Annotated in this window: 13 protein-coding genes and 1 pseudogene; 9 read left to right on the top strand and 5 right to left on the bottom strand. The window is 49.1% G+C overall.

Annotated elements, in window-relative coordinates; all coding sequences use genetic code 11:
* From FD744_RS19585 to otnK, 3 genes are all read right to left on the bottom strand, one after another.
* On the bottom strand, window positions 1–1,302 hold the full coding sequence (locus tag FD744_RS19585; protein WP_160869044.1) for an SLC13 family permease: 1,302 nt from the start codon (window positions 1,300–1,302) through the stop codon (window positions 1–3).
* Window positions 1,303–1,380: 78 nt separating this feature from the next.
* A complete protein-coding gene (locus FD744_RS19580; RefSeq protein WP_160869043.1) occupies window positions 1,381–2,019 on the bottom strand; it encodes an aldolase in 639 nt (212 codons plus the stop codon).
* Complete coding sequence (gene otnK / locus FD744_RS19575; protein WP_160869042.1) at window positions 2,012–3,271, bottom strand: 3-oxo-tetronate kinase; 1,260 nt, start codon at window positions 3,269–3,271, stop codon at window positions 2,012–2,014. Before otnK ends, FD744_RS19580 begins: the two co-directional genes overlap by 8 nt.
* Before the next feature lie 325 nt (window positions 3,272–3,596).
* Between otnK and FD744_RS19570 the strand changes: the two genes are divergently transcribed.
* The 7 genes from FD744_RS19570 (at window position 3,597) to FD744_RS19540 (ending at window position 12,042) form a co-directional block, all read left to right on the top strand.
* Window positions 3,597–4,667, top strand: a complete 1,071-nt coding sequence (locus FD744_RS19570; protein WP_160869041.1) for an isocitrate/isopropylmalate dehydrogenase family protein — start codon at window positions 3,597–3,599, stop codon at window positions 4,665–4,667.
* 54 nt (window positions 4,668–4,721) lie between these two features.
* Window positions 4,722–5,375, top strand: coding sequence for an arylsulfatase (locus tag FD744_RS19565; RefSeq protein WP_160869040.1), 654 nt, complete (start codon window positions 4,722–4,724; stop codon window positions 5,373–5,375).
* Window positions 5,376–5,394: 19 nt separating this feature from the next.
* Window positions 5,395–6,285 (top strand): amidohydrolase family protein, encoded by an 891-nt coding sequence (locus FD744_RS19560; protein WP_160869039.1) that lies wholly within the window; start codon window positions 5,395–5,397, stop codon window positions 6,283–6,285.
* Window positions 6,286–6,296: 11 nt separating this feature from the next.
* Window positions 6,297–7,679: an MFS transporter gene (locus FD744_RS19555; RefSeq protein WP_160869038.1), complete on the top strand. Its 1,383-nt coding sequence runs from the start codon at window positions 6,297–6,299 to the stop codon at window positions 7,677–7,679.
* On the top strand, window positions 7,663–8,343 hold the full coding sequence (locus tag FD744_RS19550; RefSeq protein WP_160869037.1) for a transporter substrate-binding domain-containing protein: 681 nt from the start codon (window positions 7,663–7,665) through the stop codon (window positions 8,341–8,343). The genes FD744_RS19555 and FD744_RS19550 overlap by 17 nt, the downstream gene beginning before the upstream one ends.
* A gap of 126 nt (window positions 8,344–8,469) precedes the next feature.
* On the top strand, window positions 8,470–11,118 hold the full coding sequence (locus tag FD744_RS19545; RefSeq protein WP_160869036.1) for an aconitate hydratase: 2,649 nt from the start codon (window positions 8,470–8,472) through the stop codon (window positions 11,116–11,118).
* Between the two features lie 12 nt (window positions 11,119–11,130).
* A complete protein-coding gene (locus FD744_RS19540) occupies window positions 11,131–12,042 on the top strand; it encodes a LysR family transcriptional regulator (protein WP_160869035.1) in 912 nt (303 codons plus the stop codon).
* A gap of 41 nt (window positions 12,043–12,083) precedes the next feature.
* On the opposite strand, the gene FD744_RS19535 is transcribed toward FD744_RS19540, so the two are convergent.
* A complete protein-coding gene (locus tag FD744_RS19535; protein ID WP_160869034.1) occupies window positions 12,084–13,178 on the bottom strand; it encodes a lactonase family protein in 1,095 nt (364 codons plus the stop codon).
* Between the two features lie 299 nt (window positions 13,179–13,477).
* Between FD744_RS19535 and phbB the strand changes: the two genes are divergently transcribed.
* Both phbB and FD744_RS19525 read left to right on the top strand, forming a co-directional pair.
* Window positions 13,478–14,221, top strand: a complete 744-nt coding sequence (gene phbB / locus FD744_RS19530) for an acetoacetyl-CoA reductase (RefSeq protein WP_160869033.1) — start codon at window positions 13,478–13,480, stop codon at window positions 14,219–14,221.
* 77 nt (window positions 14,222–14,298) lie between these two features.
* Window positions 14,299–15,636 (top strand): CitMHS family transporter, encoded by a 1,338-nt coding sequence (locus FD744_RS19525; RefSeq protein ID WP_160869085.1) that lies wholly within the window; start codon window positions 14,299–14,301, stop codon window positions 15,634–15,636.
* Between the two features lie 36 nt (window positions 15,637–15,672).
* Here FD744_RS19525 and FD744_RS25645 read toward each other — a convergent pair.
* A pseudogene (locus FD744_RS25645) lies at window positions 15,673–15,943 on the bottom strand (IS4 family transposase); the annotation flags it as partial.

The raw sequence follows: 15,943 nt of genomic DNA, 5'->3' as shown, positions 1-15,943 counted from the left end.
TTATACTGGGATGATATTGAACGTGATTGCCGCCAGTAACGCACATACACTCATGATCCAGACCTTCATCATCGAGTGTCGAACATGTTCGTCCACTCGAAGGCCCAGCAGGCTAAGTCCCAAATGCGTAGCCGGGATTACTGGGCTAAGTAGTAAGCCAATCTGCTCGGTGATAAGCATGGCTATGGTCACATGCAGTGGAGATACGTTGAAGCTTTGCCCCAATCCAACGGCCAGAGGAAGTAAGGCAAAATAGAAAGCATCAGAACCAATCAGAATGACGATAGGTACACTGAATGCAGCCAAAATCAAATACAAGTAAGGCCCAAGGCTAGTTGGAAATATTTCCGCAAGTTCATTAACCAATACTTTAATAATTCCGGTATTTTGCAAAATACCAACAAATACGCCGATCGTTAGAAAGATTACAATGACCGGGAAGATAGTGACGGCATACTCTTTAATCTTTTGCTGCGCCTTTTTCGCATCAGGATAGTTAATAATTACTGCTAATGAAAATGCAATCATGAACAAGAAATTACCGGCTACCCAACCGGATACCAGAATGACGATGGTGGCTATGACTAACGCAAAGTTGAGTTTTAATAACCACGGATTAGGACTGTGTGTAGGATTCAACATTTCCTGACGCATTATATGGAATGCTTCAGGCGTAATGCCGGAACCGCTGCGGTTTTCCACTCTAGCCATGTACCAACACAAGATAATGCCAAGTACAAACAGGACACCTTGCAGGGGAAGCAGCTTATAGTAAACCTCAAGGATATCCAGATGCGTCACGGCGATAGCGCGATTGAGAGAACCACCCCACGGCGTGATACCTGTAACGCCCACACCGACTGTTACCAGCAGCAATAGCGTCTTTTTACTGATATTCATCTTTTCATAAATAGGCAGCAGTGCTGGAACAGTAACCAATAAAGTGGCGTAGGCATTGCCGTCGAGGCTACAGATTGAGGCAATCACCAACGTTGCCAGCAATACGGAAAATGTGGAGGGTGTTACGAAGCGTAAAATAAATCGCACAATAACATCGAATACACCGGCTTCCTTCATCAGAGTGAAGAACATGGCGCTAAAAGCAACCAACGTTGCAGTGCCCACCACGGATTTCAGGCCAAGCGCGACATATTCACCCAGCTCTTTGAAACCGAAGCCACAGACTAAAGCTGCAACAGTAGGTAAGATGATAAACAGAATTCCCGGAGGAAACGTATTTTTGAGTAAACACCAGGTCAGTACGATGAACATGACGATCCCGGTGATCAGCATTAATGACATAATTAGTTCCGATTATAATTTTATGATTTTCAGATACAGATTACCCTGACCAATAAATTGGCCAGGTATTTTTTTAAATCACTTCATATTAAATAGTGAATCTAATTCGTTGACGTTTTCTGATGTCAATGTATTCATGCCAAAAGGTTTAAGCATGAAATAAAGCTTTGCCGTTTCTTCTAATTCTTCGGCATTAAATACTGCTTCACGGATATTCTTGCCGGAAATAATCGGTCCGTGGTTTGCCAGCAAAATAGAATTGTGGTTAACCGCGAGCTTTTCTACTTCATCAGCAATAAGCGGCGAACCAGGCCGAATATAAGGAACGACTGGCAGTTTGCCCACGCGCATCACATAGTAAGGAGTGATAGGTGGTAGAGCATTTTCATAATTCAAACCGGGCATGCATGATAGCGCGGTCAGCCATGGCGAATGTAAGTGAACAATGGCTCCACACTGCGGACGCTGGCGGTACATAGCCAGATGCATCAGCACTTCTTTGGATGCTTTTTGTCCCGATAGTAGCTCACCTTGCATGGTGACTTTACTCAGTTCTTCGGCATCGAGATCGCCGAAGCTTGAATTAGTCGGCGTCGCCAGCACGTTGCCATCCGGCAATTTTAAACTGATGTTGCCTGCGCCACCGCTGCTGTAACCACGTTCATACATTGAACGGGCGTAACGCACCAAATCCTGGCGTAACTGTGCTTCACTCATGGAAATACTCCTGTGCTTTGAGGAAGAAATCGCTATTACCAAAGTTTCCAGATTTGAGAATCACCCATTTATCTTCACCAAGAACCTGTGTCCACGGCACGCCTGGTGCAACAGCTTCGCCAATCACCATGCCGTTGATATCCAGTCCCTGCGTGACAGCGCCAGAGGTTTCGCCACCCGCCACGATGAATTTATTGAATCCGGCACTGCTTAAATGCCGCGCAAGATTAGCGAAGAAGTTTTCAATCTTTTCGCTAACCAGCGCTGCGCCATAGTTTCTCTGAATGATTTCGATAATTTGTGGTGGCTGTGTGGCATAAACCAGCGGTGCCAGAGTGGCATCTTTATATTCCTGAACCCAATCAAAAACAGTGTGCAAATAGCCCTGATCGTGAATGATTTTTTCCACATCCAGCGCCAGCGATGGGGCGAGCTGTTGGTAAAAATCAACCTGCTGATTGGTCATTGAAGAGCAACTGCCAGACAGAACGACGCTGGAACCTGAGGCTGCAATCTCAATCGAGCTTTTTGTTGAAGTAAGCTGTTTAGTATCCAGCGCGGCGATTGCATAGCCCAACCCAGCAGCACCGGTAACTAGAGGGAAATGCTGCGTCGCGCGCGCAACGGTGAGTAAATCCGCATTGTCTAATACATCAAAAATCACATACTTCGCTTTACTGGCCGCCAGCGCATCAAGCTGCGCTGCAATCTCATCTGTACGATTTTTCACACAGTCGAATGAGACATTGCCGCAAAATCCAGTCGACTGCATTTCCATTAGTTTTTTCAACGAAGACTGAGTCATTGGCGTGACAGGATGGTGCTGCATACCGCTCTCGTTGAGCAGTTCGCCTTTCACGAAGAGATGCCCATGAATGATAGTACGCTGATTGTCGGGTACCGCCGGACAGATCAGCGTCATTGCGGTGTTAAGGTTTTTCATTAGCGCATCGGTAACCGGACCGATATTGCCCTGTTCAGTCGAATCAAAAGTTGAGCAGTATTTGAAAAGCTGACGCTGGCACCCTTGCGATTTTAACCAGTCAGACGCTGAAAGTGACTGATGGACTGCATCAGTTAGTGGAATCGATCGGCTCTTCAATGCAATCACGATTGCATCAACATCTGTTGCATCGAATGCCTGCGATGGCACCCCATTAAACATCACCACTTTCCAGCCTGCATTCACCATAAAGCTGGCTATGTCGGTTGCGCCGGTAAAGTCATCGGCAATGACGCCTAACTTCGTCATGATCGTTTCCTTAGCTTTCTTGAATTCGAAACATACTGCTTTTGTGATTACATAAATGCAAATACGATCAATGTTAAATTGTGGGGTTGATCACAAATAGTGGCTAAAATCGACTTATCAGGCTCTTTTAAATGAGTTCCCGGGACTATGGCTGGATGCATGATGTAAGGCCTGATGAATTAATTTTCATGTAGTACATTGATAATTAACAATAAAATATGAATGTGATTTTTTTGTATGATAAATGTGATCTCCATCACCTTGCATCTAGTGCATTTATTGGTATAAAAATGCAATCGAAACCGATAAATCATTTGGAGTGTATATGCGTATTCTGGTTTTGCCGTGCGACGGTATCGGCCCTGAAATCACCTCAGCAGCGGTAACCGTGCTGACTTCTCTCGACAAAGCTTTCGGCCTGGGTTTTGAGTTTGATTACGAAGATGTGGGCTTCAAAAGCCTGGAGCTGCATGGAACAACCCTGCGTCAGGAATCGTTAGACAAAGCGAAAACCTATGACGGCATAATTCTGGGTACGCAGTCACATGCTGATTACCCGGCACCTGAGAAAGGTGGCCGTAACGTGTCTGCTGGCTTCCGTATCGGCCTCGACCTTTACGCTAACGTGCGTCCAGCCCGTACCCGTCCATTCCTGACCTCGAACATGAAAGAGGGCAAGTCAATGGATCTGGTGATCATGCGTGAAGCTACCGAAGGCTTTTACCCGGACCGCAACATGACACGCGGCTGGGGTGAAGTGATGCCAAGCCCGGATATGGCATTGTCTACACGTAAAATTACCCGCCACTGCTCAGAGCGTATCGCGCGCAAAGCCTTCGAGCTGGCGATGCAACGTAAGAAGAAAGTGACAGCGATTCATAAAGCCAACAGCTTCCATATGACCGATGGCTTGTTCCTCGAAGCCGTGCGTGATGTGGCAAAAGACTTCCCGGAAGTCGAGCTGGATGACCTGCTGGTTGATGCTTCAACTGCGCACCTGGTGCGTAACCCAGAGCGTTTCGATGTGCTGGTCGCCACCAACTTCTATGGCGACATCATCAGCGATCTGGCAAGTGAATTGTCAGGTAGCCTGGGTCTTGCAGGCTCCATTATGGCCAGCGACACCCTTTGTTGCGCACAAGCACAGCATGGTTCAGCACCGGATATCCAGAATCAGGATAAAGCCAACCCGGTTTCGATGATCCTTTCTGCCGCAATGATGCTGGCATGGTATGCGGAGAAGCATAACCAGCCTAAATTCCTCAAGGCTTCTGAAGAGATTAACCGGGCTGTCGATGAAGTATTGGAAAACCCAGAAACCCGCACCCCTGATCTGGGTGGCAACTGCGGTACCAAAGCATTTGCAGAGAAAGTTGCTGCGGTTATTCGCGCGTAATAGCTGATATCGAACCGCTGCTAAGTGCAGCGGTTCGGTTTCGCGGAGAAGACGATGAGCCAACGGATTGTAATGATTCACGCGACGCCGCTGGCGGTCGCACCCATCAATGACACCTTTTCTAAACAGTGGCCGGAAGCTGAAATCAGTAACTTGCTGGATGATGCCCTAAGCACCGATCGCGCGAAAGTCACTGAAGTCAGCCCACGTCTGAACAAGCGCATTCACTCGTTGGTTGAGTACGCGATAAGTATTGATGCAGCTGCAGTGCTGTTTACCTGTTCAGCCTTTGGTAGCGCAATTGATGATTGCGCAAGGCAGCACACGCTTCCAGTTTTAAAACCGAACGAAGCCATGTTTGAAGCCGCATTAGAGCATGGTGATGACATAGTTATGCTCGCCACGTTCGCCCCAGCCGTAGCAGGGATGGAAGTCGAATTTCGTGAGCTCGCCTCTGCCAAACAATCAAATGCAAAAATGACTGCCATAGTGGTTGCAGGAGCGCGTGATGCATTGAACGTAGGCGACGTAGCGCTGCACAATAAACTGATCATTGAAGCCGCGAGTCAGAATCAGCAGGCCGATGCCATTGTGCTGGCCCATTTCTCTATGGAAGTGGCATTTGAAAGTGCCCAGGCCGCAGTGACGTGCCCGGTATTAAGTAGTCCTCAGGCCGCTGTGGCGAAATTAAAGCGTTTGATGAGTTAATCAAAATTAAGGCAAGGCCGTGAACAGCCATCAATTAACAGAAGAGGTGAAATACAGCGCTATTTCTTCTCTGCCTGACATCGATTTACCGCCACATAGCTGCGACTGCCACCATCATATATTTGATCGGCGATTCCCCTATGCGCCAGATGATAAACGTGATCTGCCTGACGCCACAGTTAATGATTATCGCCATTTTAAAAATCACCTCGGTTTCAGTAGGCATGTTGTTGTGCAACCTTCTTCATACGGTACCGATAATCGCTGTTTAGTGGACGCCTTGACGCAATTCGGTGGCAATACGCGTGGTGAAGCTGTGGTGACAGATTGTGTCACCGACAGTGAGCTGAACAGCCTTGGCAGCGCGGGTGTTACGGGGGTGCGTTTTAATTTCGGAGCAGGGAGCGCGACAACCCCTGAAATGCTTCTTCCTCTAGCGCACAGGCTAGCGGAACGAGGTTGGCATATTCAGGTTCACGCCACTGCAGATACGCTGTGGGCACTGCGTTCCTTGCTGTTGCAGGTGCCTGGAAATCTGGTCATTGATCACTTTTTCCGTCTGCCACAGCCAGAGCCACTAAATCATCAGACATGGCGACTGGCATGGGAATTAATCGATCAGGGGCGTTGTTGGGTGAAACTTTCAGCGCTCTATCACCAGTCAACTCGCACTGATGTTTCTGATATGGCAAATGTGATAAAGGCGTTTTTACATGAAGCAACGGAACGCGTGTTGTGGGGCAGCGACTGGCCGCATCCCAATTTAATTAGCGCGAATAAAAATATGCCAGATGATGCATTAATCCTTTCACAAATATTTAACTGGGCAAGTAACGAACAGGTACGACATAAATTGTTTGTGTCGAATCCGGCTGACCTTTACCGATTTACAGAGTCGAATGCCAAATAAGGCCGAATATAATGGATACGCTGAACTCTACTGCACGAAAAAATAAACCTACTCACTATCGCTATATGATTTTGCTGATGGTGTTTCTCAGTATTGCACTCAATCATGGCGATCGCGCCACCTTCTCGATAGCTGGCACTGATATGATGAAATCTGCCGGCCTGGATATTGTAGCGCTGGGCTATCTTATTTCTACCTTCACCTGGGCTTATGTTCTTGGGCAATATCCCGGCGGCTGGCTACTCGATCGCTTTGGTTCCAAAAAAGTGCTGGTAACAGGCGTTTTTACCTGGTCCTTTTTTGTATTCCTTGTCGGGTTCAGTACCTCATTCGATAACGTCTGGGTGACGCGAATTATGATGTTTGGCTTCATCTTTATGATGGGGTTGATAGAAGCGCCGACTCTTCCGGCAAACTCCCGCTTTCTCGCCGCATGGTTCCCGGCAAAAGAGCGTGGTAAAGCCTCCGGATTCACTACCGCCGCGCAATATTTTGCGCTTGTCGTTTTCCTGCCATTAATGGGCTGGTTCTCTTATACCTTCGGCTGGGAGTCGGTATTCTGGTTTATGGGTGGTCTTGGCATTTTAGTTTCACTGATAATGCATCGCGTGCTGGCGGATACGCCAAAAGTACATCCGTTAGTGAATGACGTTGAGCTGGAATATATTCAGTCCGGCGGTGGCTTAACTAACATGAAGGTCAGCAAAAAAGGTGATAAAAGCGGTAAAGGATATACGCGTAAGTTGCTCACCAGCCGCCTGGCGCTCGGTGTATACATGGGACAGTTTTTCTTCACCGTGCTCTCGTATTTCTTCCTCACCTGGTTCCCGGTTTATCTGGTACACGATCGTGGCATGACGATTCTTAAAGCCGGTTTTGTTGCTTCCCTCCCTGCACTATGCGGCTGTGCGGGTGCGCTACTTGGCGGGGTGCTGTCAGATGCAATGCTGGCTCGCGGATTCAGTTTGTCGGCTGCACGTAAAACACCAATCGTGATTGGCATGCTACTCGCCGTGAGCATGGTGGTTTGTAATTACGTTGATTCCGCATGGGTTGTGGTAGCAATTATGTCGCTGGCGTTCTTCGGCAAAGGCTTTGGCGCAATGGGTTGGTGTGTAGTCTCTGACTTCTCGCCGAAGGAAGCGGTCGGTCTAAGCGGCGGGTTGTTCAACATGATTGGCAATATTTCAGGCATTTTCACGCCCATTATCATCGCGTATATCATTCATGATACCGGTTCATTTAACGGCGCGCTGATATTCGTTGGCGTTTGCGCCTTCCTGAATCTCTGCTGTTATCTATTTGTCGCCGGTAAAATCCAGCGCCTGAACTTCGAGCCCAAGCAGGAAAACAACGACAGCTTCCCGGAGGAACCGCATGCCAGCCACCGCTAATCCAATACGTTTCGCTATCAATCTCGGTAATGCTGTTCTGGCAAAAGTATTGCCCGATGGATCGGCGGGCGGTATCACGGTAGAGATCGCCAATCGCATTGCCGCTGCAATGAATACAGATGCCCATTTCGTGACTTACCCGACCGCAGGCAAAGTGGTTGATGCAGCACAACATGACGTCTGGGATATTGCTTTTCTGGCTGTCGATCCAAAACGTGAAGAGGTGCTGCGTTTTACGCAGCCTTACATCACGATTCAGGGTACGGTACTGGTCAAGGCTGACAGCAACTGGCAAAGCGTTAATCAAATGGATAGAGAAGGTGTCGTTATTAACGTGGGCAAAGGAGCAGCTTACGACCTGCATCTTTCGCGTGAAATGCAGCGCGCCACGCTTAATCGACTCGATTCTTCGCAGGCGGCGATTGATGTGTTTCTCAACGGAGAAGGCGATATGGCGGCTGGTATTCGACAACCACTTGAGCGTGCAGCACGGGAAAATCGAGGTTTCCGGGTGTTGCCAGATAACTTTGGACAAATCAATCAGGCTATTTGCGTACCGCATGAGAAAGCGGATTTACACCTAAAAATTACTGAACTTTTGACGCGATGGCAGCAGGATGGCTCTGTGCAAGACATCATTGAACGTCATTTAGCCGAACAGTAGCCCCCCGTGAATCGTTCTCATTTTGAGAACGCTTCCTTATCAAACGTTCAATTTTCATTCTCTTTTAGCCCTGTCATCGTTATCCCTTCAAGAACATAAGAATAAATTCGGTTACGGAAGGTTTGTATGACATTGCTCTTATCTCTGGAACGCTCTGAGTTAGTTATAAACGGCTCTAAATATCACTTCATCGATTTAAGCCGTTTGCTATCGCTGGAACAGCTGCAGCAAATGCCTTACAGCTTGCGCATCCTGCTGGAGAACGTCGCGTTACGTTCACCAGAAACGCTGCATGGATTTCTCCGCATGCTGTCCGGGGAAGCCGCTTATGAAGAAGTGGCTTTTTATCCCGATCGTCTGATGTTCCATGACACAACCTGTTTGCCTGCATTAGCGGACTTCGCCGCAATGCGTGATCTGGCGGCAGAGTTGGGTGGCGATGCCCGCGCCATTAATCCGCTTATTCCGGCAGTGCTGACTATCGATCACTCGGTGATTGTTGAGGGCTATGCATCATCCAGCGCACTGGAAGAAAACCTGCAATTTGATTTTCGCCGCAATGCGGAACGCTATCGCTTCATTCGTTGGGCAGAGCAAAGCCTGGATAATTTCCGTGTCATCCCTCCCGGAACCGGCATCATTCATCTGATGAACCTTGAAGCGATTGCAGAGGTGGCAACTGTTGATGATCGTGAAGCCATTCCGCTGCTGCACGCGGATTACATGATTGCCACCGACAGCCATACGCCGATGATTAACGCACTCGGGATTCTTGGCTGGGGCGTGGGTGGACTTGAAGGTCAAGCCGCGTTACTAGGCGAACCGGTTACGCTACGTTTTCCAGAAGTAATCGGTATCTCGCTCTCAGGAAAACTGTCTGCTGACGTTAGTGAGAGCGATCTTGCACTACACGTAACCCGTCTGCTGCGTGAACAGGGTGTTGTCGGAAAATTTGTTGAATTTACAGGGCCATCACTGCATCTGTTGCCACTGGAGTCTCGCGCCACCATCGCCAATATGGCCCCGGAATACGGCGCTACCGTGGTGTTTTTTCCCTTTGATCAGTGCAGCGTGGACTACGTCTGTATGACCGGAAGAAGTGAAGAGAAACAGGCGCTGATTAAGGGCTATATGCAGGCACAGCATTTGTGGCGCAGCCCGGAAATGCCGCAACCCCATTTCACGCAGCTGATTGAGCTGGATCTTGGCAGCATTGAACCAAGTATGGCCGGGCCGGTGAATCCGCATCAGCAGATCCCATTAAGTTATGCTGCTGAGAGCTTTAGGCAAAGTATTTCCGTTGAAGCTCAATCACGCAGCTGGAAGCATGAAGCGTATCCCGAGCCTATCCATCAAGGGGCAATTGCCATTGCTGCCATAACCAGTTGCACCACGACGGCCAATCCTTGGTTAGTGGTACAGGCGGCACTCTTCGCACGTAATGCGGCCCGTCATGGATTGAAACCTAAGCCCTGGGTCAAAACATCATTTTCACCGGGTTCACGTGCGGTGACCGATTATCTCGGCGAGTCCGGGCTGCTGAATGAACTTGAAAAAGTTGGCTATGATGTTGCCGGATATGGCTGCATGACCTGTATTGGTAGCTCAGGTGCGCTCCAACCGGCGATGGAAGAACTGGTGAATGAAGGGCTTCAGGCGGTATGCGTATTGTCCGGCAACCGTAATTTCCCGCGCCGTGTTAACCCTAGTCTTGGCCACGGCTACCTGACATCTCCCGCGCTGGTAATCGCCTGGGCGCTGGCGGGTCATATGTCGCATGACATGCTCTATGACCCATTAGGCAATGATAAAGATCAGCGGCCGATTTATATGCGGGATTTAATGCCAGGCCGGGAAGAGGTGCAGCTTTGGGTCAAAAAAATTATGAAGCGCGACTTTTACGTTAAGCGTCGTGACATCATCTGGCAGGGCACTCCCCACTGGCAGCAAATTGCCGCACCGGGCAGCGTTCATTATCCGTGGGAAGACGCCTCAACATATCTGCGCCGTCCGGGATATCTGGACAAGTTGCCGCGTGACGCCAAAGACCCTTTAACGCTTCGCGACGCGCGGCCCTTCCTGTGGTTTGGTGATGACGTAACGACCGACCACATCTCACCCGCCGGTGCTATTCACGCCAGTAGCCTGGCGGGAAAATGGCTGTTAGACCGCAATGAAGATCCACAGGACCTGAATCTTTACTCCACACGTCGCAGTAATCATGAAGTAATGGTGCGTGGTGCTTTCACTAACAAAGCACTGGCTAATCGCCTGTTACCCGAAGAACGGCGCGGTGGCGGTGGTTTTGCCTGGGATGCAGGGCATCAACATATCCTGCCAGCTTATGAAGCCGCTCAGAGTTGGCTTGCAGAGAGTTTACCGTTAGTGGTATTTGCTGGCGAGCGTTACGGTGCCGGATCAAGCCGCGACTGGGCAGCCAAAGCTCAGGCATTAATGGGCGTGAAAGCTGTGGTGGCTAAAAGCTTTGAGCGTATCCATCGCACCAATCTCATCGGCATGGGGATTCTGCCGCTGCACTTTGCACCCGGTGAAGCAGAACGATTACCTCAAATGGATGGCAGTGAAACACTCAATTTCACTGGATTAGAATCGCTGCAGCCTGGCTGTAACCCGCTCTGGTTGTATATCAACCGCGATGGTGAGCTGCTGGCGAAAATTAGCCTTTTAGCAGTTATTGATTCACACCAGGAGCTACGTTATCTCCGTCACGGTGGTATTTTGCCGTATGTTATTCAGCAAACATTGAAACAATGAGTGGATAGTCCGATGCGTTACGATCTGGTGTCGTTATCAATTTTTGTGGCCGTTGCTGAAGAGCAGAACCTGACGCGCGCAGCGCACCGCAAGCACACTGCCGTATCGGCGGTGAGCAAACGCATTGCCGAACTGGAGCAGCAGGTTGGCACACAGTTGATGTTGCGGCTGCCGCGTGGCATTGAACTGACACCCGCTGGCCACTCCTTGCTCTACCATGCCCGTCAGGTATTTCGCAATCTGGAACAAATGGAAGAGGAGTTGAGTGATTATGCCGCAGGTGTACGAGGCCATATTCGCATCTACACCATTTCAGCAGCGCTGATGCATTGTCTGCCGCAGGCTGTTGGGCAATTTTTGGGAAATTACCCACAAACCGATATCGATATCGAAGAACATATCGGCATAGGCGTGGTGCAGGGGGTGCTGGAAGGCAGCGCTGACGTGGGGATTTTCTCCAGCTGGACAACATCGTCAGGCATAGAAATCTGGCCATGGCAACACGATCACCTTGCGGTGATGGTGTCGCCAGCCCACCCGTTGGCAGATCGCACTTCCCTGAAGCTTATAGATGTCATTGATGAAAAAATTATTGGCCCGCATCGTGACAGTGCGGTCAGCCATATTCTTGACAGGGAAGCACGCAAGCTGGGAAAAACACTCAATATCGGGCTGCGCGTCAGTAGTTTTGTGTCAATGGCGGAATTGGTCAGTCACCAGCTTGGCATAGCCATTTTACCGGTCAATGAGATCTCTCCGTCCGCCCTGCTTAACGGGGTCAGAAGCATCCCTCTGGCTGAAACCTGGGCAAGCAGAGAGCTGTTAGTTGGGGTCAAAAATTATGCACATGCTTCCCCATCGGTTAAGACCTTGCTCAAAAGCCTTGTGCCAGTGGAAAGATGCGAGATTAAGGATGGCAAATAATAGCGTTAGAACCTGTCAGTCTAGGCTAACAGGTTTATTTTTCAGGCAAAGCAAATGCAGGTCGGGCTGGCCGCTTCAATAACAATGTCGGTTTTCATCAACATACCGCTGCTGAGATCCACGTTGAAGACTTGGATGGTATCTGAATCTTCGTTGGCGCTATAAAACTGCGTGCCATCAGGTGATAGTGTGGTGAAACGAGGCGTTTTTCCACCGCAAGGCACCCAACCAATTGGCTCAAGCGCGCCGTTTTGTGCATCTATCGCGAATACTGCAATGCTGTCATGACCCCGATTAGCTGCATAGAGAAAACGACCGGAAGGGTGAACCTCAATTTCACTCGCGTCACTGCGCATCGTGTAACCTTCAGGTAATGCAGAAAGGCTCTGAATTAGCGTTAATTTGCCCTGCGTCAAATCCACGGCAAATACGCTTACAGTGCTGCTGAGTTCGCTAACGCCATACAGCCATTGCCCGCTGGGATGAAAATCAACATGGCGAGGCCAGCTGCCCTCAGCCAGTTGTACTTCGTCAGATAGCTCAGACTGGATGCCATTCCAGTGATAAAGGCACACCATGTCGATGCCATTACCAGCGGGACGTCCCTGCATCGGAACAGCAAAATACGCGCTCGATGGTGCAAAAACAATTTCATGCGGTCGTGAAAGTGACGGAGCATCATCCTGCGGGCGACCTTCCACATAAGCCAGATGTGATGGCGCGTCCAGACCATTAGGATCGATGGTTAGTGCTGCAATATTGCCGCCTTCATGATTCGCAATCAGCAACACGGTATTGTCTGGTGTCAGCGCACTGCCGACGGGATTGTTTCGACGCTTCGGGTCAAGTGCCGGATTGGGGTGGCGAGGTCCAGTTGTTTGATCGCTGATTAATGTCAGCAAGCCAGTATTCTCATCACGATCATAAATCGCGACTCGATCGCCATCCCCATGCAATGCATACAAGCGTTTACGCTCTGAGTCTAACGTTAACCATGAAGGATTTTCCTGAACAGACTCAATGCGCTGCAGATGGTGCCATACACCAGAATCTGTGATGCGAAACACCTCAATACCTTTACCTCTAGCCCCGCGCCAGGTTGACGTACGGCAGCCAACATATGCAAAAGTTGTCATCAACACCCCCGTTATTTGCATTTATGATTACACAAGTGCAAACGTGGCAAAGTGATCTGCGTCGCAACTTTTAGCCATTCATCAGTAATAACATGGGTTAGAGCGGATTGAAGTGGCCATTCAAGACAGGTGCAATTATAAATTCGGGCGCGCAATGTGCATTTAATTAACTTCAAATGCAAAAAATGAACGATCTCGCTCACATTTCCAGCAAACCTACATTGCAGAAATTCCTTGCTCGCCGCTTACTGTTAACAGGCAGTAAACAACCGTTAAAAAAATGTATCTGGGAGAAGGGTATGACCCAACGTATCGCATATGTCACATCCGGTATGGGCAGTCTTGGAACCGCAATCTGTCGTCGATTAGCTCAAGATGGTTTTAAAGTGATTGCTGGTTGCGGGCCAGACTCAAAAAGAAAACAAACCTGGCTTGATGATAATAAGAAATTAGGTTTCGATTTTATTTCATCTGAAGGCAATGTTGCAGACTGGGATTCTACCGTTAAGGCTTTTGAAAAAATCCGTGCTGAAGTTGGCGAAGTTGACGTGCTTATAAATAATTCAGGAACGGCTCGTAATGTTTTATTTCGTGACATGCAGCCGCCAGAATGGAAAGCCGTTATCGATATTAATATGAACTCATTATTTAACGTTACACGTCAGGTCGTTGACGGAATGATGGCGCGTGGGTGGGGCAGGATAATTAATATATCCTCCTTAAACGCTCAAGTCGGTACGATTGGACAGGTAAACTACTCAACCGCAAAATATGCAGTGAGAGGTTTTACCCGAGCACTGGCGCGTGAGGTTTCCGCGCGCGGCGTCACCGTCAACACGGTCTCCCCGGGCTATCTTGCGACGAGCAAGCTGAAAACGGTCACACCTGTGCAGGTCATCGATAAAATTGTGCAGGAAATTCCCGTGCGTCGCCTGGGCTCACCAAAAGAAATCGCTTCGATTTGTGCCTGGCTGGCGTCAGATGAAGCAGGCTATGCCACCGGGGCAAACTTCTCCGTAAATGGCGGAATGCACATGAGTTAATAAAATCTAAGCCACACTTTTTAATAATGACAACTACTTTTATTACGCATATAGCAATATATGCGTTGGAGGCTTCTATGCTCTCTTTTCTGGGTTACGGCATGATCGTGGTCTTCATGATCCTGATTATGACCAAAAGACTTTCCGCACTGGTTGCATTAACGATTATTCCGATTATCTTCGCCATCATTGCTGGTTTTGGTGGTGAGATGGGCGAGATGATGATTGAGGGATTAAAGAAAGTGGCCCCAACGGCCATTATGGTGATATTCGCCATTCTTTATTTCAGCACCATGTTTGATACCGGTTTATTTGATCCGATAATTCGCTTCTTCCTGAAAATTATTAATGGCGATCCCGTAAAGGCCGTTATGTGTACTGCACTGCTGGCGGCGATGGTTTCGCTGGACGGTGATGGCTCAACGACCTACATGATTTGCGTCACCGCGATGTTGCCGCTGTTCAAACGTATTCGCCTCGATCCGCTGGCGCTAACCTGTGTAGTGTTCCTGTCGGGCAGTGTAACCAATCTTCTTCCCTGGGGCGGACCGCTGGCACGTGTGTCGGCATCTTTGAAAGTTGAATCCAGCGAATTGTTTATCCCGCTAATTCCGACGATGGTGTGCGGCCTTGTCGGCGTGCTGGTGCTGTCCTGGTATATTGGTATTCGTGAGCGGCGCCGCTTGGGTAAGCTCAGTATTCAAACGAATAGTAACGGCTCAGTGCTGGAAGAGGATGCTGAGAGCTATCTGCCAGCCATTAATGATGTGAATGAGGAACTGCGCAGACCAAAACTGTTCTGGCTGAATGCAGTCCTAACGATTGTCTTAATGGCATCGCTGGTGATGGAGCTTCTTCCCCTGTCGGTACTGTTTATGGTCGCATTTGCCATCGCGTTGCTAATTAACTATCCGCATCTGGATGCACAGCGCCAACGCATCGCAGCGCACGCACCGGCAGCACTTAACCAGACATCCATTTTCCTTGCTGCCGGTATCTTCGCGGGTATTCTTTCTGGCACCGGAATGGTAACCGCGATGTCAGGCACATTGCTTGACGTATTACCTGATGCGTGGGGACCTTATCTGGCTCCGATTACAGCGCTGATTAGCTTGCCCGGTACGTTCTTTATGTCTAATGATGCCTTCTATTACGGCGTACTGCCGGTGTTGGCAGAAGCGGCTAAGGTTTATGGTATTACTGCAGCAGAAATTGGCAGAGCTTCACTGGTGGGACAACCCGTGCATCTTTTGAGTCCACTTGTGGCTTCAACTTATTTGCTGGTTGGCCTGGCAGGTGTTGAGTTCAGCGACCATCAGAAATACACCTTTAAGTGGGCATTCCTGCTGTGCATGATCTTCCTAGGATCGGGACTTTTACTCGGACTGTACCCGATATATTCATCCGCCAGTTAATATCAAAAAGGCTCACTAAGTGATAATGCTTGTCAGTTAAGATCTTAATGGAGGCCGCAACGGATAACGTTGTGGCCTCTTTTTTACCGCCCTTGGGTAATGCCGCACTCTTCTTTCCGGCAGCACCAGCCCTGGAGCCATCGCCATTATCTCTTCCATTATCCGCGGTATTTTTCCCGGTGAGATGCCCGGTAGCAGGCTCAGATGACTTCTCAGATACAGTGCGGACTGCTTAAAACTCATCTGATAAGGTTCCACGCCTTTCAGGCTGTACGCCATCTGCGCCATCATGAACCTCAGAAGGTTA

Source organism: Pantoea sp. Taur, from assembly GCF_009830025.1.
Taxonomy (GTDB): Bacteria; Pseudomonadota; Gammaproteobacteria; order Enterobacterales; family Enterobacteriaceae; genus Pantoea; species Pantoea communis.
The sequence above is the reverse complement of the archived record's forward strand: the minus strand, read 5'-3'. Positions and strand labels throughout refer to the sequence as shown.

Bases quoted from the DNA above. Each gene is read 5' to 3' on its own strand.
- FD744_RS19570 (WP_160869041.1), top strand. From the start codon at position 3,597: ATGCGTATTCTGGTTTTGCCGTGCGACGGTATCGGCCCTGAAATCACC.
- FD744_RS19545 (WP_160869036.1), top strand. From the start codon at position 8,470: ATGACATTGCTCTTATCTCTGGAACGCTCTGAGTTAGTTATAAACGGC.
- FD744_RS19550 (WP_160869037.1), top strand. From the start codon at position 7,663: ATGCCAGCCACCGCTAATCCAATACGTTTCGCTATCAATCTCGGTAAT.
- phbB (WP_160869033.1), top strand. From the start codon at position 13,478: ATGACCCAACGTATCGCATATGTCACATCCGGTATGGGCAGTCTTGGA.
- otnK (WP_160869042.1), bottom strand. From the start codon at position 3,271: ATGACGAAGTTAGGCGTCATTGCCGATGACTTTACCGGCGCAACCGAC.
- FD744_RS19565 (WP_160869040.1), top strand. From the start codon at position 4,722: ATGAGCCAACGGATTGTAATGATTCACGCGACGCCGCTGGCGGTCGCA.
- FD744_RS19555 (WP_160869038.1), top strand. From the start codon at position 6,297: ATGGATACGCTGAACTCTACTGCACGAAAAAATAAACCTACTCACTAT.
- FD744_RS19580 (WP_160869043.1), bottom strand. From the start codon at position 2,019: ATGAGTGAAGCACAGTTACGCCAGGATTTGGTGCGTTACGCCCGTTCA.
- FD744_RS19525 (WP_160869085.1), top strand. From the start codon at position 14,299: ATGCTCTCTTTTCTGGGTTACGGCATGATCGTGGTCTTCATGATCCTG.
- FD744_RS19585 (WP_160869044.1), bottom strand. From the start codon at position 1,302: ATGTCATTAATGCTGATCACCGGGATCGTCATGTTCATCGTACTGACC.
- FD744_RS19535 (WP_160869034.1), bottom strand. From the start codon at position 13,178: ATGACAACTTTTGCATATGTTGGCTGCCGTACGTCAACCTGGCGCGGG.
- FD744_RS19540 (WP_160869035.1), top strand. From the start codon at position 11,131: ATGCGTTACGATCTGGTGTCGTTATCAATTTTTGTGGCCGTTGCTGAA.